The 20,656-nt window shown below is 49.1% G+C and carries 18 protein-coding genes; 10 read left to right on the top strand and 8 right to left on the bottom strand.

Going from position 1 to position 20,656, the window contains the following annotated elements:
* Nucleotide 1 precedes the first annotated feature (1 nt).
* The 5 genes from gsiB to BGE37_RS05515 all read left to right on the top strand — a co-directional run bounded on the left by gsiB (nucleotide 2) and on the right by BGE37_RS05515 (nucleotide 7,254).
* The gene (gene gsiB, locus BGE37_RS05495; RefSeq protein WP_105277053.1) at nucleotides 2–1,540 is read left to right on the top strand and encodes a glutathione ABC transporter substrate-binding protein GsiB; all 1,539 of its coding nucleotides are present in this window, start codon (nucleotides 2–4) and stop codon (nucleotides 1,538–1,540) included.
* Nucleotides 1,541–1,557: 17 nt separating this feature from the next.
* Nucleotides 1,558–2,478 (top strand): glutathione ABC transporter permease GsiC, encoded by a 921-nt coding sequence (gene gsiC / locus BGE37_RS05500; protein WP_105277054.1) that lies wholly within the window; start codon nucleotides 1,558–1,560, stop codon nucleotides 2,476–2,478.
* Between the two features lie 2 nt (nucleotides 2,479–2,480).
* On the top strand, nucleotides 2,481–3,392 hold the full coding sequence (gene gsiD / locus BGE37_RS05505) for a glutathione ABC transporter permease GsiD (protein WP_105287854.1): 912 nt from the start codon (nucleotides 2,481–2,483) through the stop codon (nucleotides 3,390–3,392).
* 177 nt (nucleotides 3,393–3,569) lie between these two features.
* Complete coding sequence (locus BGE37_RS05510; protein ID WP_105287905.1) at nucleotides 3,570–5,918, top strand: sensor domain-containing phosphodiesterase; 2,349 nt, start codon at nucleotides 3,570–3,572, stop codon at nucleotides 5,916–5,918.
* A gap of 7 nt (nucleotides 5,919–5,925) precedes the next feature.
* Complete coding sequence (locus BGE37_RS05515; RefSeq protein ID WP_000086878.1) at nucleotides 5,926–7,254, top strand: GGDEF domain-containing protein; 1,329 nt, start codon at nucleotides 5,926–5,928, stop codon at nucleotides 7,252–7,254.
* A 46-nt stretch (nucleotides 7,255–7,300) separates the two neighbouring features.
* Here BGE37_RS05515 and rimO read toward each other — a convergent pair whose 3' ends face one another.
* The gene (rimO, locus tag BGE37_RS05520) at nucleotides 7,301–8,626 is read right to left on the bottom strand and encodes a 30S ribosomal protein S12 methylthiotransferase RimO (protein WP_000049367.1); all 1,326 of its coding nucleotides are present in this window, start codon (nucleotides 8,624–8,626) and stop codon (nucleotides 7,301–7,303) included.
* A gap of 212 nt (nucleotides 8,627–8,838) precedes the next feature.
* On the opposite strand from rimO, the gene bssR reads away from it, so the two are divergent.
* Together bssR and yliI are read left to right on the top strand one after the other, a co-directional pair.
* Nucleotides 8,839–9,222: a biofilm formation regulator BssR gene (gene bssR / locus BGE37_RS05525; RefSeq protein ID WP_000497137.1), complete on the top strand. Its 384-nt coding sequence runs from the start codon at nucleotides 8,839–8,841 to the stop codon at nucleotides 9,220–9,222.
* A gap of 110 nt (nucleotides 9,223–9,332) precedes the next feature.
* Nucleotides 9,333–10,448, top strand: coding sequence for an aldose sugar dehydrogenase YliI (gene yliI / locus BGE37_RS05530; protein WP_105277055.1), 1,116 nt, complete (start codon nucleotides 9,333–9,335; stop codon nucleotides 10,446–10,448).
* Here yliI and gstB read toward each other — a convergent pair.
* On the bottom strand, nucleotides 10,445–11,071 hold the full coding sequence (gene gstB / locus BGE37_RS05535; RefSeq protein WP_000631897.1) for a glutathione S-transferase GstB: 627 nt from the start codon (nucleotides 11,069–11,071) through the stop codon (nucleotides 10,445–10,447). The two genes, yliI and gstB, sit on opposite strands and share 4 nt — an antisense overlap.
* Nucleotides 11,072–11,317: 246 nt before the next feature.
* On the opposite strand from gstB, the gene dacC reads away from it, so the two are divergent.
* Nucleotides 11,318–12,520 (top strand): serine-type D-Ala-D-Ala carboxypeptidase, encoded by a 1,203-nt coding sequence (dacC, locus tag BGE37_RS05540; protein ID WP_000195961.1) that lies wholly within the window; start codon nucleotides 11,318–11,320, stop codon nucleotides 12,518–12,520.
* Nucleotides 12,521–12,567: 47 nt separating this feature from the next.
* Here dacC and deoR read toward each other — a convergent pair whose 3' ends face one another.
* Both deoR and ybjG read right to left on the bottom strand, forming a co-directional pair.
* Nucleotides 12,568–13,326 (bottom strand): DNA-binding transcriptional repressor DeoR, encoded by a 759-nt coding sequence (gene deoR / locus BGE37_RS05545; RefSeq protein WP_000450117.1) that lies wholly within the window; start codon nucleotides 13,324–13,326, stop codon nucleotides 12,568–12,570.
* Nucleotides 13,327–13,383: 57 nt separating this feature from the next.
* Nucleotides 13,384–13,980, bottom strand: coding sequence for an undecaprenyl-diphosphate phosphatase (gene ybjG / locus BGE37_RS05550; protein WP_105277056.1), 597 nt, complete (start codon nucleotides 13,978–13,980; stop codon nucleotides 13,384–13,386).
* A 285-nt stretch (nucleotides 13,981–14,265) separates the two neighbouring features.
* On the opposite strand from ybjG, the gene mdfA reads away from it, so the two are divergent.
* Complete coding sequence (gene mdfA, locus BGE37_RS05555) at nucleotides 14,266–15,498, top strand: multidrug efflux MFS transporter MdfA (RefSeq protein ID WP_088541635.1); 1,233 nt, start codon at nucleotides 14,266–14,268, stop codon at nucleotides 15,496–15,498.
* 40 nt (nucleotides 15,499–15,538) lie between these two features.
* Here mdfA and ybjH read toward each other — a convergent pair whose 3' ends face one another.
* The 3 genes from ybjH to BGE37_RS05570 all read right to left on the bottom strand — a co-directional run bounded on the left by ybjH (nucleotide 15,539) and on the right by BGE37_RS05570 (nucleotide 17,932).
* Nucleotides 15,539–15,823, bottom strand: a complete 285-nt coding sequence (gene ybjH, locus BGE37_RS05560) for a protein YbjH (protein WP_000605480.1) — start codon at nucleotides 15,821–15,823, stop codon at nucleotides 15,539–15,541.
* Nucleotides 15,824–15,908: 85 nt separating this feature from the next.
* Nucleotides 15,909–16,724 (bottom strand): 5-amino-6-(5-phospho-D-ribitylamino)uracil phosphatase, encoded by an 816-nt coding sequence (gene ybjI, locus BGE37_RS05565; RefSeq protein WP_001353328.1) that lies wholly within the window; start codon nucleotides 16,722–16,724, stop codon nucleotides 15,909–15,911.
* Nucleotides 16,724–17,932 carry an MFS transporter gene (locus BGE37_RS05570; protein WP_105277057.1) on the bottom strand — a complete coding sequence of 403 codons (1,209 nt, stop codon included), beginning with the start codon at nucleotides 17,930–17,932 and terminating at the stop codon, nucleotides 16,724–16,726. Before BGE37_RS05570 ends, ybjI begins: the two co-directional genes overlap by 1 nt.
* An 83-nt stretch (nucleotides 17,933–18,015) precedes the next feature.
* Between BGE37_RS05570 and rcdA the strand changes: the two genes are divergently transcribed.
* Nucleotides 18,016–18,552, top strand: coding sequence for a DNA-binding transcriptional regulator RcdA (rcdA, locus tag BGE37_RS05575; RefSeq protein ID WP_001295289.1), 537 nt, complete (start codon nucleotides 18,016–18,018; stop codon nucleotides 18,550–18,552).
* Between the two features lie 174 nt (nucleotides 18,553–18,726).
* Here rcdA and BGE37_RS05580 read toward each other — a convergent pair whose 3' ends face one another.
* The gene (locus tag BGE37_RS05580) at nucleotides 18,727–20,412 is read right to left on the bottom strand and encodes an aspartate:alanine antiporter (RefSeq protein ID WP_001024876.1); all 1,686 of its coding nucleotides are present in this window, start codon (nucleotides 20,410–20,412) and stop codon (nucleotides 18,727–18,729) included.
* Nucleotides 20,413–20,656 lie beyond the last annotated feature (244 nt).

Consider the following 20,656-nt stretch of genomic DNA (forward strand, 5'->3'; position numbering starts at 1 on the left):
AATGGCAAGAGCTGTACACCGTAGTGGGTTAGTGGCGCTGGGCATTGCGACAGCGTTGATGGCATCTTGTGCATTCGCTGCCAAAGATGTGGTGGTGGCGGTAGGATCGAACTTCACCACGCTCGATCCATATGACGCGAATGACACGTTATCTCAGGCCGTAGCGAAATCGTTTTACCAGGGGCTGTTCGGTCTCGATAAAGAGATGAAACTGAAAAACGTGCTGGCGGAGAGTTATACCGTTTCCGATGACGGCCTTACTTACACCGTGAAACTGCGGGAAGGAATTAAATTCCAGGATGGCACCGATTTCAACGCAGCAGCGGTAAAAGCGAATCTGGACCGGGCCAGCGATCCGGCGAATCATCTTAAACGCTATAACCTGTATAAGAATATTGCCAAAACGGAAGCGATCGATCCGACAACGGTAAAGATTACCCTCAAACAGCCGTTTTCAGCGTTTATTAATATTCTTGCCCATCCGGCGACCGCGATGATTTCACCGGCAGCGCTGGAAAAATATGGCAAGGATATTGGTTTTCATCCGGTGGGAACCGGGCCGTATGAACTGGATACCTGGAATCAGACCGATTTTGTGAAAGTGAAAAAATTCGCGGGTTACTGGCAGCCAGGATTGCCCAAACTGGACAGCATAACCTGGCGTCCGGTGGCGGATAACAACACCCGCGCGGCAATGCTGCAAACCGGTGAAGCGCAGTTTGCTTTCCCCATTCCCTACGAGCAGGCCGCACTGCTGGAGAAAAACAAAAATATCGAGTTGATGGCCAGTCCGTCAATTATGCAGCGTTATATCAGTATGAACGTGACGCAAAAGCCGTTCGATAACCCGAAGGTCCGTGAGGCGCTGAATTACGCCATTAACCGCCCGGCGCTGGTGAAAGTAGCCTTCGCGGGCTATGCAACGCCAGCTACTGGTGTGGTACCGCCGAGTATCGCCTACGCGCAAAGTTATAAACCGTGGCCTTACGATCCAGTGAAAGCGCGCGAATTACTGAAAGAGGCGGGATATCCCAACGGTTTCAGCACCACGCTGTGGTCGTCACATAACCACAGCACCGCGCAGAAAGTGCTGCAATTTACCCAGCAGCAGTTAGCGCAGGTCGGGATTAAAGCCCAGGTGACTGCGATGGATGCCGGGCAGCGGGCGGCAGAAGTTGAAGGTAAAGGGCAAAAAGAGAGCGGCGTGAGAATGTTCTACACTGGCTGGTCGGCCTCGACTGGTGAAGCTGACTGGGCGCTATCGCCACTGTTCGCCTCGCAGAACTGGCCGCCGACGCTGTTTAATACTGCGTTTTACAGCAATAAGCAGGTGGATGACGAGCTTGCCCAGGCGCTGAAAACCAACGATCCGGCAGAAAAGACCCGTTTATATAAGGCGGTGCAGGATATCATCTGGCAAGAGTCGCCGTGGATCCCGCTGGTGGTAGAAAAACTGGTGTCGGCACACAGTAAAAACCTGACCGGTTTTTGGATCATGCCAGACACCGGTTTCAGCTTTGAAGACGCGGATTTGCAATAAGCAACGCAGGGAGTGGAATGCTTAATTACGTTATCAAACGCTTACTGGGGTTGATTCCGACGCTGTTTATCGTCTCGGTGCTGGTGTTTTTATTTGTCCATATGCTGCCCGGCGATCCGGCGCGATTGATTGCCGGGCCCGAAGCTGATGCGCAGGTTATAGAACTGGTGCGTCAGCAGCTGGGGTTGGATCAGCCGATGTATCACCAGTTCTGGCACTATATCAGCAATGCTGTGCAGGGGGATTTTGGCCTGTCGATGGTGTCGCGTCGTCCCGTTGCCAATGAGATTGCCAGCCGCTTTATGCCAACGCTGTGGCTGACCATAACCAGTATGGTCTGGGCAGTGATATTTGGTATGGCGGCGGGAATTATCGCCGCCGTCTGGCGTAACCGTTGGCCGGATCGATTAAGTATGACTATCGCGGTATCAGGGATTTCATTCCCGGCATTTGCGTTAGGAATACTGTTGATTCAGGTTTTCTCAGTTGAACTTGGCTGGTTACCCACCGTTGGTGCAGACAGTTGGCAGCACTACATTTTACCCTCCCTGACGCTCGGCGCGGCAGTGGCAGCCGTGATGGCGCGCTTTACCCGCGCATCGTTTGTCGACGTTTTAAGCGAAGATTATATGCGTACCGCGAGGGCGAAAGGGGTGAGCGAAACCTGGGTCATCCTCAAACACGGGTTACGCAATGCGATGATCCCGGTAGTGACCATGATGGGCTTACAGTTTGGCTTTTTACTCGGTGGTTCCATTGTGGTGGAGAAAGTCTTCAACTGGCCCGGACTTGGACGCTTACTCGTCGACTCCGTAGAAATGCGCGATTACCCGGTGATTCAGGCGGAAATTCTGCTTTTCTCGCTGGAATTTATTCTTATCAACTTAGTGGTGGATGTGCTTTATGCCGCCATTAACCCGGCTATCAGGTACAAGTAAGGATGCGAATATTTAACTGGCGACGTCAGGCGGTGTTAAACGCCATGCCATTGGTTAAACCTGACCAGGTACGTACACCGTGGCATGAATTCTGGCGACGATTTCGCCATCAGCATATGGCGATGGCCGCCGCATTATTCGTCATTTTATTGATTGTGGTGGCCATTTTTGCACGCTGGATCGCCCCCTATGACGCCGAAAATTTTTTCGATTATGACAATCTGAATAACGGACCTTCTTTGCAGCACTGGTTTGGCGTCGATTCACTGGGACGCGACATTTTCAGCCGTGTCCTGGTTGGTGCGCAAATCTCGCTGGCGGCGGGCGTGTTTGCCGTGTTTATCGGTGCGGCGATCGGGACGTTGCTGGGCTTGCTGGCGGGATATTATGAAGGCTGGTGGGATCGGCTGATCATGCGCATTTGCGATGTGCTGTTTGCCTTCCCGGGTATTTTACTGGCGATCGCTGTTGTTGCGGTGTTGGGAAGCGGCATCGCTAACGTGATTATCGCCGTTGCCATTTTTTCCATCCCCGCGTTTGCCCGACTGGTGCGCGGCAATACGCTGGTGTTGAAACAGCAAACCTTTATTGAGTCAGCACGCAGTATTGGTGCCAGCGATATGACCATTTTATTGTGTCATATTCTGCCTGGGACCGTCTCTTCTATCGTGGTGTTTTTCACCATGCGCATTGGCACCTCGATTATCTCTGCGGCCAGCCTGTCGTTTCTCGGCCTCGGCGCGCAGCCGCCGACACCAGAGTGGGGAGCGATGCTCAATGAGGCTCGAGCGGATATGGTTATCGCGCCGCATGTCGCTGTTTTTCCGGCCCTGGCTATTTTTCTGACTGTACTGGCGTTCAATTTGCTGGGGGATGGTTTACGCGATGCGCTGGATCCGAAAATTAAAGGATAGTTACGTTTGAATATTGCTTGAAAGGGTAATCACCTCACAGGAAATTATTGCCCTAAGCAAGTGTTGTAACTTTCTGCTGATTTTGTAGAATCGGGTAATTTGGTTAAAAAGCCGCAGCAAGGGACTGTTTTTGCAGCGGCACAGCGTTCAGACAGTTATTTTGTTAAATGTATTAACATGCTGAGTTTATACGAAAAGATAAAGATAAGGCTGATAATTTTATTTTTATTGGCAGCACTGTCATTTATTGGCCTTTTTTTCATCATTAACTATCAACTGGTATCGGAACGCGCGGTAAAACGTGCCGATAGCCGCTTTGAACTTATTCAGAAAAACGTTGGCTATTTCTTTAAAGATATTGAACGTTCGGCCCTGACATTAAAGGACTCACTGTATTTATTAAAAAATACAGAGGAGATTCAACGCGCTGTGATCCTTAAAATGGAAATGATGCCATTTTTAGACTCGGTGGGACTGGTACTTGATGATAATAAATATTATCTCTTTTCGCGGAGGGCAAATGATAAAATCGTTGTTTATCATCAGGAACAATTAAATGGACCGCTTGTCGACGAGTCAGGGCGGGTTATTTTTGCCGATTTTAACCCATCGAAACGACCGTGGTCTGTGGCTTCAGATGACTCTAACAACAGCTGGAATCCGGCATACAATTGCTTTGATCGTCCGGGTAAAAAATGTATCTCTTTTACGCTACGCATCAACGGCAAAGATCACGATTTGTTAGTGGTGGATAAAATTCATGTCGATTTAAACTGGCGATATCTGAACGAGTATCTTGATCAAATCAGCGCTAATGATGAAGTTCTATTTTTGAAACAAGGCCATGAGATCATTGCCAAGAATCAACTCGCTCGTGAAAAACTGATTATTTATAATAGCGAAGGCAATTATAATATTATTGATTCTGTCGATACTGAATATATCGAAAAAACATCAGCGGTGCCAAACAACGCATTATTCGAAATCTATTTTTATTATCCTGGCGGTAATTTATTGAACGCATCAGATAAACTTTTTTATCTGCCGTTTGCTTTCATTATTATCGTATTGCTGGTGGTTTATTTAATGACCACTCGTGTGTTCCGTCGGCAATTTTCTGAAATGACCGAGCTGGTTAATACGCTGGCATTTTTGCCCGACTCAACGGATCAAATCGAGGCTCTGAAAATTCGCGAAGGCGATGCGAAAGAGATTATCAGCATCAAAAATTCGATCGCGGAAATGAAAGATGCCGAAATTGAACGTTCGAATAAATTGCTCTCGCTGATCTCTTACGATCAAGAAAGCGGTTTTATTAAAAATATGGCGATTATTGAGTCCAACAATAATCAGTATCTGGCTGTGGGGATCATCAAACTGTGTGGCCTGGAAGCCGTTGAAGCGGTGTTTGGTGTCGATGAGCGTAATAAAATCGTCAGAAAACTGTGTCAGCGAATTGCCGAGAAATATGCACAATGCTGCGATATCGTGACATTCAATGCCGATCTTTATTTACTCCTGTGCCGGGAAAATGTCCAGACGTTTACCCGTAAGATAGCGACGATAAACGATTTTGACAGCAGCTTTGGCTACCGCAATCTGCGCATCCATAAGTCTGCTATTTGTGAACCTTTGCAGGGAGAAAACGCCTGGAGTTACGCAGAAAAACTGAAACTGGCGATTTCCAGCATCCGTGACCATATGTTCTCAGAGTTTATTTTCTGTGATGACGCGAAACTCAACGAAATAGAAGAGAATATTTGGATTGCGCGTAATATTCGCCATGCAATGGAAATTGGCGAACTATTCCTGGTCTATCAACCGATCGTTGATATTAACACCCGCGCCATTCTGGGCGCGGAGGCGTTGTGCCGTTGGGTGTCTGCGGAGCGGGGGATCATTTCACCGCTGAAGTTCATTACCATTGCTGAAGATATCGGGTTTATCAATGAGCTGGGTTATCAGATTATTAAAACGGCAATGGGTGAATTTAGACATTTTAGTCAGCGTGCGTCGCTGAAGGACGGTTTCTTACTGCATATTAATGTTTCGCCCTGGCAGTTAAACGAACCACACTTTCATGAGCGTTTTACCACCATCATGAAAGAAAATGGCCTGAAGGCGAACAGCCTCTGTGTTGAGATCACTGAAACTGTGATCGAGCGAATTAATGAACATTTTTATCTCAATATTGAACAACTGCGTAAACAAGGGGTACGGATATCGATTGATGACTTTGGCACCGGTTTGTCAAACCTGAAACGTTTTTATGAAATTAATCCAGATAGCATAAAAGTGGACTCACAATTTACCGGCGATATTTTCGGTACTGCGGGAAAAATTGTGCGCATTATTTTCGATCTGGCACGCTATAACCGGATCCCGGTGATTGCGGAAGGCGTAGAGAGCGAAGACGTTGCGCGCGAATTAATCAAATTAGGATGTGTTCAGGCTCAGGGGTATCTGTACCAGAAACCCATGCCGTTCTCCGCCTGGGATAAAAGTGGAAAATTAGTAAAAGAGTAGTTTACGTATGTCCAGAATCAATAAGTTCGTACTTACAGTCAGTCTGCTGATTTTTATCATGATTTCAGCAGTTGCCTGCGGGATCTACACTCAAATGGTAAAGGAACGGGTGTATGGCCTGAAACAGTCCGTTATTGATACTGCTTTTGCGGTGGCAAATATTGCTGAATATCGGCGTAGCGTGGCAATTGATCTCATCAACACGCTAAATCCCACGGAGGAACAGCTGTTGGTTGGCTTGCGCACAGCTTACGCCGACTCGGTTTCACCCTCTTATTTGTACGATGTCGGTCCTTATCTGATTTCCAGTGACGAATGTATTCAGGTAAAGGAGTTCGAGAAAAATTATTGTGCAGATATTATGCAGGTTGTTAAGTATCGACATGTCAAAAATACAGGGTTTATCTCTTTTGACGGTAAAACCTTCGTCTATTACCTCTATCCGGTAACTCACAATCGCAGTCTGATATTTTTGCTTGGTCTGGAGCGTTTTTCTTTACTGTCAAAATCGCTGGCGATGGATAGCGAGAACCTGATGTTCTCTCTGTTTAAGAACGGTAAACCGGTGACCGGTGATGAATATAATGCTAAAAACGCCATCTTCACCGTTTCGGAAGCAATGGAGCACTTCGCCTATTTGCCGACCGGATTGTACGTATTTTCGTATAAAAAAGACGTTTATTTTCAGGTATGTATGTTGATTATTTTCTTTGCTGCATTGGTGGCAGTGATATCGGGTGCTAGCTGCCTTTATCTGGTGCGCAGAGTGATTAATCGTGGCATTGTGGAGAAAGAAGCCATTATTAATAACCATTTTGAACGCGTCCTGGACGGTGGGCTTTTCTTCTCGGCTGCCGATGTCAAAAAACTCTACAGTATGTATAACTCGGCGTTTCTGGACGACCTGACCAAAGCAATGGGCAGAAAATCCTTTGATGAAGATTTAAAAGCCCTGCCGGAAAAAGGGGGCTATCTGTGTCTTTTTGATGTCGATAAATTCAAAAACATTAACGACACCTTCGGTCATTTGCTGGGCGATGAAGTGTTGATGAAAGTGGTGAAAATCCTTAAATCACAGATCCCGGTAGATAAAGGTAAAGTCTACCGCTTCGGCGGTGACGAATTTGCGGTGATTTATACTGGCGGAACGCTGGAGGAGTTGCTATCGATTCTAAAAGAAATCGTCCATTTCCAGGTGGGGAGTATTAACTTGAGCACCAGTATCGGCGTAGCGCATTCAAATGAATGTACCACCGTTGAACGTTTGAAAATGCTGGCGGATGAGCGGCTGTATAAGAGTAAGAAAAACGGCAGGGCGCAGATTAGCTGGCAGTAATCATTATTAGCAGGCAGGGCAAATGATGTTGCCCTGCCTGAATTAATTAAACCCGGCTACCCCACAAATCGTACTCATCGGCGTGCTCGACTTTCACTCGCAGGATATCACCCGGCTTAACGTTAGTTTCACCATTGAGATAAACCGCGCCGTCGATTTCTGGTGCATCTGCCATGCTGCGGCCAATCGCACCTTCTTCGTCCACTTCGTCGATAATCACCAGAATTTCACGGCCCACTTTCTCTTGCAGGCGCTCGGCGGAAATCTGCTGCTGTAGCTGCATGAAACGGTTCCAGCGTTCTTCTTTCACTTCTTCCGGAACCTGGTCAGGCAGGGCATTGGCATCTGCGCCTTCAACCGGGCTGTATTTAAAGCAGCCAACGCGATCCAGACGTGCTTCTTTCAGGAAATCGAGTAGCATCTGGAAATCTTCTTCCGTCTCGCCAGGGAAGCCGACAATAAAGGTTGAGCGCAGGGTCAGTTCCGGGCAGATTTCGCGCCACTGTTTGATGCGCGCCAGTTGGCGATCTACAGAACCCGGACGCTTCATCAGTTTGAGAATGCGCGGGCTGGCGTGTTGCAACGGGATATCCAGATACGGCAGGATTTTGCCTTCCGCCATCAGTGGGATGACGTCGTCCACGTGTGGATAAGGGTAAACGTAGTGCAGACGTGTCCAGATCCCCAGTTTCGATAACTGTTCACACAGGCTGACCATGCTGGTTTTTACCGGCTCGCCGTTGTGGAAGCCAGTACGATGTTTAACATCGACGCCATAGGCGGATGTATCCTGCGAGATCACCAGAATCTCTTTAACGCCCGCATCAACCAGACGTTTCGCTTCACTTAACACTTCGCCAATCGGACGGCTCACCAGATCGCCGCGCATAGACGGAATAATGCAGAAGGTGCAGCGGTGGTTACAGCCTTCAGAAATTTTCAGATAGGCATAATGACGCGGCGTCAGTTTCACACCTTGTTCTGGCACCAGGCTCAGGAATGGGTTGTGTTTCGGTTTTGGTACGTAGTGATGAACGTGCTCAAGAACCTGCTCATAGCTATGAGGCCCGGTGATTTCCAGCACTTTCGGGTGGACTTCGCGGATCTGATCTTCTTTCGCCCCCAGACAACCGGTCACAATTACCTTGCCGTTTTCATTCAACGCTTCGCCAATGGCTTCCAGTGATTCTTGTACCGCGCTGTCAATAAAGCCGCAGGTATTGACGATCACCATGTCCGCATCGTCATAGCTCGGTACCACGTCATAACCTTCGGTGCGTAGTTCGGTGAGAATTCGCTCTGAATCGACAAGGTTTTTCGGACAGCCAAGGGAAACAAAGCCGATTTTCGGCTGGGGAGTTACTTTGCTCATAGCTTAAAAAATATTCAGTTACAGGAAAGGTCAGGGCAGGGATTCTACAGAGTTCTGGATAAAATTTGTATCGCAATCTCATTCGCTGGCGGAGGCGAAGGAAATGTAAATTTTGTTAATTCGGCGTGAAGAATTGATCCTGGACAGCATTTTGCTCAATAAATAGCCATACTATTTAATTGCAACAAGGCTGGAAAGAGGAGGATCGAAGTATGTTCGTTGACAGACAGCGAATCGATCTGCTGAACCGGTTGATCGACGCACGCGTTGACCTCGCTGCATACGTGCAACTGAGGAAGGCAAAAGGATACATGTCCGTCAGCGAAAGCAATCATCTACGAGATAACTTTTTTAAACTGAATCGCGAACTGCACGATAAATCGCTGCGGTTGAATCTTCATCTGGATCAGGAAGAGTGGAGTGCTCTTCATCATGCTGAAGAAGCATTAGCGACAGCCGCAGTATGTTTGATGAGTGGGCACCATGATTGCCCGACTGTTATTACCGTCAACGCCGATAAGCTTGAAAATTGTCTGATGAGCTTAACGCTGAGTATCCAGAGCCTGCAGAAGCACGCCATGCTTGAGAAGGCCTGAAAACTAAGGGGGAGAAAGCGTCTCCCCCTTCATGTTTAAGTTTTTGTAAAAATGAATTTGTTATCTCCTCCACTGACTACGCTTTAAGCCAGAGTCAATCTGGAGGCGTTATGCAGAGACAATCCTTTTTCCTTGTGCCCCTTATCTGTCTTTCTTCTGCTCTCTGGGCAGCTCCTGCAACGGTAAATGTCGAAGTACTGCAAGACAAACTCGATCACCCCTGGGCGCTGGCCTTTTTACCCGATAATCACGGTATGTTAATCACTCTGCGCGGCGGCGAGTTGCGTCACTGGCAAGCAGGAAAAGGATTATCTGCGCCGCTTTCCGGAGTGCCGGAAGTTTGGGCGCACGGGCAGGGCGGTCTGCTGGACGTGGCTTTAGCGCCTGATTTTGCCCAGTCGCGCCGCATCTGGTTAAGTTATTCCGAAGTTGGCGATGATGGCAAAGCCGGAACTGCTGTGGGTTATGGCCGCTTAAGTGATGATCTCTCAAAAGTGACCGACTTCCGCACCGTCTTTCGCCAGATGCCAAAACTGTCTACCGGCAACCATTTTGGCGGGCGGCTGGTATTCGACGGTAAAGGTTATCTTTTTATTGCTCTGGGCGAAAACAATCAGCGCCCGACGGCGCAGGATCTGGATAAATTACAGGGCAAACTGGTGCGTCTTACTGACCAGGGCGAGATCCCGGATGATAATCCTTTTGCCAGGAGATCCGATGCACGCGCCGAGATCTGGTCTTATGGTATTCGTAACCCGCAAGGAATGGCGATGAATCCGTGGAGTAATGCACTGTGGCTGAATGAACATGGCCCACGCGGTGGTGATGAAATTAATATCCCGCAAAAAGGCAAAAACTACGGCTGGCCGCTGGCAACCTGGGGAATCAATTATTCAGGCTTTAAAATACCGGAAGCGAAAGGGGAGATCGTCGCCGGGACCGAGCAACCTATTTTTTACTGGAAAGATTCGCCCGCCGTGAGCGGCATGGCCTTCTATAACAGCGATAAATTCCCCCAGTGGCAGCAAAAATTATTTATTGGCGCGCTGAAAGATAAAGATGTCATTGTGATGAGCGTCAACGGCGACAAAGTGACAGAAGATGGCCGTATTTTAACGGACAGAGGGCAGCGAATTCGTGATGTTCGCACTGGACCCGACGGTTATTTATACGTTCTCACCGACGAGTCCAGTGGGGAATTACTTAAAGTTAGCCCACGCAATTAGCTAACGGGGATCATCACCACTTTGCGCACTGCGGGGCGTTCAGTGAGTTGCTGATACCAGCGTTGCAGATTTGGACGCGGTGTCCAGGTCAGGCCAACGTTAAATAAATTGTAGATGAACGGAGCGATAGCGATATCGCCCACACCAAACTCGTCGCCAGAGAACCATTTTACTTTTGCCAGTTCCGCATCGAGCAGGGCAAACAGGGCGTCGCACTCTTTGCAACTGGCATCAATGGCGGCCTGATCGCGCTCTTCCGGTGGTGTTCTGACTAATCCCATCAGGATCCCGCGATGGGCATTACTGAGCGTCTGGTTTGCCCAGTCCATCCATTTTTCCGCTTCTGCACGGCGTGCCGGTGAGTCGATCCACAGGCGGTTTTGCCCATACTGTGCCGCCAGATAGCGGACAATGGCGTTTGATTCCCAAAGAATGAGATCACTTTCGTCGTCACGCAATAACGGCACCAGCCCGTTAGGGTTCATCGCCAGAAAATCAGCATCGTGGTTTACCCCAAACTCACGGCCCGCGAGAATTTGCTCATAAGGTAGTTCCAGTTCTTCGAGCGTCAGCAATACTTTTTTTACGTTGGTTGAATTATTCCGACCCCACAGCGTAATCATACTTACTCCTTTTCCGACAGGCAGCCACAGGCTGAACAGGACTTTGATGGTGAAGTAAAGTTAACTTTTAAGCAACAGCTGGCAAAAAAATGACGGCAGAAGCAGCGAAGCGGCAGGATATTGCATAAACTTTAAAAACTTTACCAACTTACGGTTTCTTTAAGTTTGTGTGTGCGTTATTAATCACCGAACTTATCATACGGCGATATAACGTATTTTTTTTGAATGGATACTCGGGTGGCATTTATGACGCAATACTCCTCTCTCCTTCGTGGTCTTGCAGCGGGTTCTGCATTTTTATTCCTTTTTGCCCCAACGGCATTCGCGGCGGAACAAACCGTTGAAGCGCCGAGCGTGGATGCGCGTGCATGGATTTTAATGGATTACGCCAGCGGTAAAGTGCTGGCAGAAGGCAATGCGGATGAGAAACTGGACCCCGCGAGCCTGACTAAAATCATGACCAGCTATGTGGTTGGGCAGGCGCTTAAGGCCGATAAGATTAAACTCACCGATATGGTGACGGTCGGTAAAGATGCCTGGGCGACGGGAAACCCGGCACTGCGTGGTTCGTCGGTAATGTTCCTCAAACCAGGCGATCAGGTTTCGGTGGCAGACTTGAACAAAGGCGTGATTATCCAGTCCGGTAATGACGCCTGTATTGCGCTGGCTGATTACGTTGCCGGGAGCCAGGAGTCATTTATTGGTTTGATGAATGGTTATGCCAAAAAACTGGGGCTGACCAACACGACCTTCCAGACGGTGCACGGTCTGGATGCGCCGGGGCAGTTCAGTACCGCGCGCGATATGGCATTGCTGGGTAAAGCACTGATTCACGATGTGCCAGAAGAGTACGCCATTCATAAAGAGAAAGAGTTCACCTTCAACAAAATTCGTCAGCCTAACCGTAACCGTCTGCTATGGAGCAGCAATCTGAATGTTGATGGCATGAAGACAGGAACCACGGCAGGCGCGGGATATAATCTGGTTGCTTCGGCTACCCAGGGCGATATGCGTTTAATCTCCGTAGTGCTGGGGGCGAAAACTGACCGTATCCGTTTTAATGAGTCTGAGAAATTATTGACCTGGGGTTTCCGCTTCTTTGAAACCGTGACGCCAATTAAACCTGATGCCACCTTTGTGACTCAGCGCGTCTGGTTTGGTGATAAGAGCGAAGTGAATCTCGGGGCAGGCGAAGCGGGATCCGTGACCATACCGCGTGGGCAGCTGAAAAACCTGAAAGCGAGTTATACGTTAACGGAACCGCAGCTTACCGCACCGCTGAAAAAAGGTCAGGTTGTCGGCACCATTGATTTCCAGCTTAACGGTAAATCCATTGAACAGCGCCCGCTGATCGTGATGGAAAATGTGGAAGAGGGTGGATTCTTTGGTCGGATGTGGGATTTCGTGATGATGAAATTCCATCAGTGGTTCGGCAGCTGGTTCTCTTGATTTTGTGATAACCGGATGGCGTGGAAACGTCATCCGGTTATGCATCATTAATACATCAACTTAATACGCTGCGTCTGCGCGTACTTCACATACTCATCTTCCGGGCAACAATCGCTCACCACAATGTCAAAGCGTTTCAGGTCACCCATGCGCGCCGGACGCACCTTGCCAAATTTACTGTGGTCGACAACCAGCACATGCTTTTGCGCCATCGACATGGCCCAGTGTTTTACCGGCAACTCTTCAAGATTAAAACAGGTAGCGCCCTTACTGACATGCACCCCCGCCGCGGAATAAAAAGCGATATCCGGGCAAAAATTATTCAGCGTTTGCTGAAAATCGATGGGTTTGAAAATGGCGTTGCTGGCGTGAAATTCACCACCGCAAAGAAACGCGCGGCAATGAGGTTTCTCTTTCAGTGCCAGAAAGGTATTTAGCGAATAACAAATGGCGGTAAAAGGGATTTCATTATCAATCGCTTCAATAATCCACGGTGTGGTGGTGCCACAGTCAAAAAAGAGGGTCTGATCGGGTTCTACCAGCGTCGCAGCCAGTTTTGCCGCCCGGCGTTTTTCCTCTACCAGACGGGATTTTTGATCGCTTAACAGATAATGGCTGGCGCTGCGCGGTTCCAGAACAATATAGCCGCCAAGCAAAACGACGGGGGCGCTGTGGTTATTCAGATCGCGACGAATCGTCATCTCCGAAACCCCAAGCAGGGCGGCGGCGTCTTTAAGATGTAACTTATCGCTGCGTTTTAATTCTTGCAGCAGCTGCCCGATACGCTCTTCGCGACGTGTTTCCATAATCCCTCTGAATAGTTATTGAAGCGAGCCGCTCAATACTACACTTTTTAGCAGAGATCAGTCACGCACCCAGCCTTTGCGGATCGGTAATGCAAAACAGAAACGATACCACGATTGCAGACGTTGATAGAGTTTATGCCCCATCGCTTGCCAGATAATCTGGGCGCTAAGGCAGCCAATCATACCTGCCAGCAATCCACCGAGCATATCCAGCGGCCAGTGGACGCCAAGATAAACGCGCGACCAGGCAATGACGACGGCCAGCACCATTAAAAGTGAGCCGGACCACAGGCGATGCCAGCATAAAAATGCCAGTGCAAAGGTGAAAATCACCGTACCGTGATCGCTCGGGAATGAGTCATCCGCCGCATGATGCAGGAAGTTATAGCCGATATTCTCGACAAAGGGTCGGTCGTGTGGGAAAAGATGCCCCATCGTCCAGGACACTAACAGGCTGACGACTAGCGCGATTGCGATTTTTATCACCAGTTGCCGTTGTGCTGTAAGCCCCCACAACCAAAGTACTGCGGCCAGCAGCGGCACCACGGTAATCAAATCTTTAGCAATAAAAATCGCCAACGAGATCATCCACGGCGCAGAGTCTGGCGTCGCGTTAATAAGAGAGAATAGAGAGAGATTCAAATTTTCCAGCATAACTTCCCGACGCAAAGTGATTAAAAGGGAGCCAATACAGGCAAGTCGTTGAGAATAAAGTGCAGGTTAAACTGGGTAAAGCGGCATCGTCTTATTTCCCTCAAGCGGCCCTGTTTACGGTGGCTGATTGTAACGAGCATAGGTTAAATAAAACTTAAAGAAAGCGTAGCTATACTCGCAATAATGTAAGAATGTGCTTAACCGAAGTTTCAGCTACAAAATTCGCTTTCTCGTTAGCTGCGCTTTTATTAAACTTTGCGCGATTATTATTGGCGAAGAAATTGCATGCAAAATAGATTAGCTTCCGGTGCCAGGCTTGGACGTCAGGCGTTACTTTTCCCTCTCTGTCTGGTGCTTTACGAATTTTCAACCTATATCGGCAACGATATGATTCAACCCGGTATGTTGGCCGTGGTGGAACAATATCAGGCGGGCATTGATTGGGTTCCTACTTCGATGACCGCGTATCTGGCGGGCGGGATGTTTTTACAGTGGCTGCTGGGACCACTGTCGGATCGTATTGGTCGCCGTCCGGTGATGCTGGCGGGAGTAGTGTGGTTTATCATCACTTGTCTGGCGATATTACTGGCGCAAAACATTGAACAATTCACGCTGTTGCGCTTCTTGCAGGGCATAAGCCTCTGTTTCATTGGCGCTGTGGGTTACGCCGCAATTCAGGAGTCCTTCGAAGAGGCGGTTTGTATCAAGATCACCGCGCTGATGGCGAACGTGGCGCTGATTGCTCCGCTACTTGGTCCGCTGGTGGGCGCGGCGTGGATCCATGTGCTGCCCTGGGAGGGGATGTTTGTTTTGTTTGCCGCATTGGCAGCGATCTCCTTTTTCGGTCTGCAACGAGCCATGCCTGAAACCGCGACGCGTATAGGCGAGAAACTGTCGCTGAAAGAACTCGGTCGTGACTATAAGCTGGTGCTGAAGAACGGTCGCTTTGTGGCAGGGGCACTGGCGCTGGGATTCGTTAGCCTGCCGTTGCTGGCGTGGATCGCCCAGTCGCCGATTATCATCATTACCGGCGAGCAGTTGAGTAGCTATGAATATGGCTTGCTGCAAGTGCCTATTTTCGGGGCATTAATTGCGGGTAACTTGCTGCTAGCGCGTCTGACCTCGCGCCGCACCGTACGTTCATTGATTATTATGGGCGGCTGGCCGATTATGATTGGCCTGTTGGTCGCTGCTGCGGCAACGGTTATCTCATCGCACGCGTATTTGTGGATGACCGCCGGGTTAAGTATTTATGCTTTCGGTATTGGCCTGGCGAATGCGGGATTGGTGCGATTGACCCTGTTTGCCAGCGATATGAGTAAAGGTACGGTTTCTGCGGCGATGGGAATGTTGCAAATGCTTATTTTTACCGTCGGTATTGAAATCAGCAAACATGCCTGGCTGAATGGGGGCAACGGCCTGTTTAATCTCTTCAACCTTGCCAACGGGATTTTGTGGCTGCTGCTGATGGTTATCTTTTTAAAAGATAAACAGATGGGTAATTCGCACGAAGGGTAAAAAAATGCCTGGTTGCGCAAAGCAATCAGGCATTTTCAAATTAATGGTGATGGTCATCAATCTGGTGTTCGATAACCATCCCTTCACCTACGCTGGCAAGATGGCGAACATACGGATGCGGGCGGTAAGCCGGAGCTGGCGCAGGAGCCACATAGACGGTTTGCGGCACAGTCGCGACGCTGACTGCTTGTGGAACGCTGACTGAATCAGGAACCACAACCACTTTGTATCCACTCGGCACATCGACGGTGACACTTTGCGCCATCGCCACACCAGTAAAGCCCATTAAAAGCGCGCCCAACAGTAGACAATTTTTCATAATCATTTCGCCTGAAATAATGCAGCGGGTTAATTTCCGCGAATTATGCAGCCTGCATTCAGGCTTTGTGTTGCCGGGCGTGCTACCGTTTTTATTGATCAAAAGGCGCTTCGTGTTTAAGAACTTTATCGATCACATCCAGTACACCTTCATGATTATTGGAGCCTGCCCGGTATTTTGCCGCTGCGACGACCGCGCTGCCGGCATTTTCCATCGCAAAACTAAAGCCTGCCTGACGCAGCATCTCAATATCGTTACCACCATCGCCGAAGACCACCACTTCGCTGTCGTCTATTCCCCATAATTTCTGAAGTTGGCGCAGGCCATTCGCTTTATGTACGCCGGGGATAATCAGATCGATGCTGCCGTTGCCGGTGTGGACCGGCACCATAATATCGCCGATGGTCTCATGTAATGCTTTTTGCACTTGTGGAATCAGTTCATCGGAAAGATTCAGGCCAAACTTAAAGAAGATATCTTCTAAATTATCAAAGTTATCGACGTATTCCAGACGGTGATAATACATTTCCGCCACCGTTTTCATGGCATCGTCATATTTTTTGAGGGTATAGGCGCTATTTTTTCCGCAGGCAATAATTTCCACTTCCGGGCGCGTCAGCAAATGTTCCACGACAGTAGCAAACGCATCCTTCGACAGCTCGCCATTAAAAACATCTTTGCCTTCGCTCACTACCCAACCGCCGTTTTCTGCCACAAAGGCAATTTCATTAGCAATTTCAGGGAAGAAAGAGATCAACTGATAATATTGATTCCCGCTGGCGACCACAAAGCGAATGCCTTGTGCTTTCATCTGCTGATACTGAGCCATAAACCGCTCACGGTTATAGGTTTTTTGATCGCTTAAGAAAGTACCATCCATGTCTACCGCAATTAATTTAATGCTCATCAACTATTCTCCATCGCCGTCTGCGTTTGGGTATCGGGTTTGGCGACGGCTTTCGCGACAATAGCCGCAAGAATAACCAGCGCCAGTACAACCAACATTGCACTACGTAATCCATAATGTTCGCCGAGATAGCCCAGTAGCGGAGGCCCGACGAGGAAAGCCAGATAACCGGTCGTTGCCACTACGCTGACGCGGGTTGGTGCATCGGGTCCGGTATCGCTGGCGGCAGAAATGGTCAGCGGGAAGCCCAGCGAGGCACCCAGTCCCCAAAGTACAACAGACACCCCAGCGACCCAGGCGCTATCGACAAAAATAATCAGCCCAATACCCAACGCTCCCATCAGTGCACTGGCCCGAACCACGGCAACGCGACTATAACGGTCGATGAACCAACCGCCGGTAAAGCGTCCAACAGTCATCCCCAGGGTAAAACCGGCATAAATCAGCGAGCCGGAAGTAGGGCTAAAACCGTGACCGTCAACCATTAATAAGGGTAACCAGTCGTTGGCAGAACCTTCGGCAAAGGCCATCGCCAGTACCACAACACCAATCAGCAGCAACTGGATATCCCGATAAAAAGGTACGCCTTTTTCACCATGCTGGGTGCCATCGGCAGCATTTTTGCCCGTACCGTCAGGGATTGCCTGAATGGCGATATAAATAGGCGCGATGCCTACCAGCGCCGCCAATAAAATATGCACCGTTGCCGGAACGCCAAAGGCCGTCAGTGCCATCCCGACACCAGCGCCTGCCAGCGTGCCCAGGCTATAAAAACCGTGCATCATCGGTAAAACCGTTTTATTCATTTCTCGCTCAACGGCGGCACCCTCAACGTTTATCGCCACTTCTGCAGAACCAAAACTAGCCCCAAAGACGCCGAGACCAACGGCAAAGAGCACGGGCGATGTCAGCCAGAGCGCCAGGCTTAATATCATCATCCCGAGCAATGCGCAGGACATCGTGACCAGGATGACATTACGCGTCCCAAAGCGTTTCACTAACCACGCCGAGCAGAGAATACCGCTCATTGAACCGATCGACAGACCAAAGAGGACTCCGCCCATTTCAGCGATCGAAACAGAAAGAATATCGCGGATAGCAGGTGTACGAGTTGCCCAGGACGCCATTAACAGGCCCGGCAAAAAGAAGAACATAAACAGCGCCCAGGTTCGGCGTTTCAATGCATTACGTGAAGAATTTACGGTCATAGATCACGTCAAAATAAGAAGAGGGAAGACAACATTAGCAAGGTTGTGTACATTTGTACACAATTGCAGAGAGAGGAAATGACATGCGTCGCGCTAACGATCCGCAACGGCGAGAAAAAATTATCCAGGCCACGCTGGAGGCGGTGAAACTTTACGGAATACATGCCGTTACGCACCGCAAAATTGCTACCCTTGCCGGGGTACCGTTGGGGTCGATGACCTACTATTTTTCAGGAATTGATGAGTTGTTGCTGGAGGCGTTCAGCAGTTTTACTGAGATCATGTCCCGGCAATATCAGGCATTTTTTAGCGATGTTAGTGATGCTCCGGGCGCATGCCAGGCTATCACCGATATGATCTACAGCTCACAGGTTGCAACGCCGGATAACATGGAGCTGATGTACCAGCTCTACGCGCTGGCTAGCCGAAAACCGCTATTAAAAACGGTAATGCAAAACTGGATGCAGCGCAGTCAGCAAACGCTCGAACAATGGTTTGAACCCGGAACCGCCCGCGCGCTTGATGCGTTTATTGAGGGGATGACGCTGCATTTTGTCACCGACCGTAAGCCGCTATCGCGCGAGGAGATTTTGAGGATGGTTGAGAGGGTTGCAGGGTAGTAGATAAATTTTAGATAACAAAAAACCCACCAACCTTGAACCAAAATGGCGGGGTTGATGGGCTCCACAAAATGGGGACATCAAAGAAAAGCAGTGGCACTAATTAAGACTGATGCCCTGAGGAAAAGTTCTGCGGTTGTGCAAAAAAATTTCATTTTCAGGGCAACTTCAGTTTTATCCTAATCCTGGCCATACCATGACGATGATTGTCCCAGCCAGCGTTAGCAGAACGTTGGCGATTGCGTAGGTGCCCGCATAGCCCAGCGCCGGGATATTACTGCGAGCTGTATCACTGATGATCTCCATTGCCGGCGCGCAGGTGCGTGCGCCCATCATTGCGCCGAACAACAGTGCGCGGTTCATTCGCAATACATAAGCACCGAACAAGAAGCAGATAACCACTGGCACCAGACTGACAATCAATCCGGCAATCAACATTTGACCGCCAATCGCGCCCAGGCCGTTATTAATACCGCTACCAGCGCTCAGACCAACGCCTGCCATAAACACCATCAAGCCGAACTCCTTCACCATGCTTAATGCACCCTGCGGAATGTAACCGAAGGTCGGGTGGTTAGCGCGCATAAAGCCCAGCATAATTCCGGCGAATAACAACCCGGCAGCGTTCCCCATGCCGAAACTGAATGTGCTGAACTGGAAGGTGATCATCCCGATCATCAGCCCAATAACAAAGAAGGCGCAGAATGCCAGCAAGTCAGTGACCTGGCTGTGAATCGAGATAAAGCCGATGCGATCGGCGATGGTTTTTACGCGACGGGCATCGCCGCTGACTTGTAAAACGTCACCTTTGTTAAGCACGACGTTGTCATCAATCGGCATCTCAATCTGACTACGAATGACGCGGTTGAGGAAGCAGCCGTGATCGGTCAACTTCAGTTGTGCGAGACGTTTGCCAACAGCGTTATGGTTTTTAACGACCACTTCTTCAGTGACGATACGCATGTCGAGGAGGTCGCGATCAAAAACTTCTTTGCCATTACGGAAACTGGGATCGAGTCGGGCGTGGGCGTCGGGATAGCCTACCAACGCTATTTCATCGCCCATTTGTAGTACGGCATCACCGTCTGGATTTGCCAGAATCCCGTTACGACGAATACGTTCAATGTAACAGCCAGTTTGTCGATAAATACCCAGTTCACGCAGATTTTTGCCGTCGGTCCAGGCTACCAGCTCCGGGCCGACGCGGTAGGCGCGGATCACCGGCAAATAAACCTTACGGTTGGCATCTGTGTCCAGGCCACGTTCGCGGGCGATTTGCTGGGCGCTGGTCTGTAAGTCCTGATGCTGCAATTTCGGCAAGTAACGCGCACCAACAATCAAACTCACCAGACCGATTAAATAGGTTAAGGCATACCCGAGGCTCAGATTATCCAGTGCCAGTGAGAGCTGCCTGCTTTCCATGCCGGAATGACGCAGTGTATCGCCAGCACCGACCAAAACCGGTGTTGACGTCATAGAGCCTGCTAACATACCGGCCGTCAGGCCAATATCCCAGCCAAACAGCTTACCTAACCCTAAGGCGATCACCAGCGCACTGCCAACCATCACCAGTGCTAACATTAGGTAATTTTTCCCATCGCGAAAAAAAATGGAAAAAAAGTTCGGTCCAGCTTCGACCCCGACGCAGAAAATAAACAGCATAAAGCCAAGATTAAGCGCGTCGGTGTTAATGCTGAAATGTTGTTGGCCTAATAACAGCGATACGACTAAAACGCCAATGGAATTACCCAGTTGGATCGAACCAAGTCGTAATTTCCCGAGACATAGCCCAAGCGCGAGGACCACAAATAATAACAGAATGTAATTCCCATTTAACAATTCGGCGACGTTTATATTCACGGAGGCTAACTTCTTGTTTACTAGTAAGCTGTTGAAAGAAATGGTAATTTACGATAATGTTTTTTACCAGAATTCAGGGCGCAGATTCATTCAGCGCACCTAAACGATAGTAAAGTAACAATATATTTTACTAGTGTAATCACATTAGGTATCAACGGCTATATGAATTGCGTTGGCCTATATTAGCATGGAATGCGAAGCGGCTTTATCTTACTGAACGCCACACTGGCGAAAAATGTGTTCG

It is taken from the genome of Escherichia sp. MOD1-EC6300, from assembly GCF_002965045.1.
GTDB lineage: Bacteria > Pseudomonadota > Gammaproteobacteria > Enterobacterales > Enterobacteriaceae > Escherichia > Escherichia coli_F.

Coding starts and splice junctions, on each gene's coding strand:
- rcdA (WP_001295289.1), top strand. CDS start 18,016: ATGCGTCGCGCTAACGATCCGCAACGGCGAGAAAAAATTATCCAGGCC.
- ybjG (WP_105277056.1), bottom strand. CDS start 13,980: ATGCTGGAAAATTTGAATCTCTCTCTATTCTCTCTTATTAACGCGACG.
- gstB (WP_000631897.1), bottom strand. CDS start 11,071: ATGATTACGCTGTGGGGTCGGAATAATTCAACCAACGTAAAAAAAGTA.
- BGE37_RS05510 (WP_105287905.1), top strand. CDS start 3,570: ATGCTGAGTTTATACGAAAAGATAAAGATAAGGCTGATAATTTTATTT.
- rimO (WP_000049367.1), bottom strand. CDS start 8,626: ATGAGCAAAGTAACTCCCCAGCCGAAAATCGGCTTTGTTTCCCTTGGC.
- dacC (WP_000195961.1), top strand. CDS start 11,318: ATGACGCAATACTCCTCTCTCCTTCGTGGTCTTGCAGCGGGTTCTGCA.
- gsiD (WP_105287854.1), top strand. CDS start 2,481: ATGCGAATATTTAACTGGCGACGTCAGGCGGTGTTAAACGCCATGCCA.
- BGE37_RS05515 (WP_000086878.1), top strand. CDS start 5,926: ATGTCCAGAATCAATAAGTTCGTACTTACAGTCAGTCTGCTGATTTTT.
- yliI (WP_105277055.1), top strand. CDS start 9,333: ATGCAGAGACAATCCTTTTTCCTTGTGCCCCTTATCTGTCTTTCTTCT.
- ybjH (WP_000605480.1), bottom strand. CDS start 15,823: ATGATTATGAAAAATTGTCTACTGTTGGGCGCGCTTTTAATGGGCTTT.
- gsiC (WP_105277054.1), top strand. CDS start 1,558: ATGCTTAATTACGTTATCAAACGCTTACTGGGGTTGATTCCGACGCTG.
- mdfA (WP_088541635.1), top strand. CDS start 14,266: ATGCAAAATAGATTAGCTTCCGGTGCCAGGCTTGGACGTCAGGCGTTA.
- bssR (WP_000497137.1), top strand. CDS start 8,839: ATGTTCGTTGACAGACAGCGAATCGATCTGCTGAACCGGTTGATCGAC.
- BGE37_RS05570 (WP_105277057.1), bottom strand. CDS start 17,932: ATGACCGTAAATTCTTCACGTAATGCATTGAAACGCCGAACCTGGGCG.
- gsiB (WP_105277053.1), top strand. CDS start 2: ATGGCAAGAGCTGTACACCGTAGTGGGTTAGTGGCGCTGGGCATTGCG.
- deoR (WP_000450117.1), bottom strand. CDS start 13,326: ATGGAAACACGTCGCGAAGAGCGTATCGGGCAGCTGCTGCAAGAATTA.
- ybjI (WP_001353328.1), bottom strand. CDS start 16,724: ATGAGCATTAAATTAATTGCGGTAGACATGGATGGTACTTTCTTAAGC.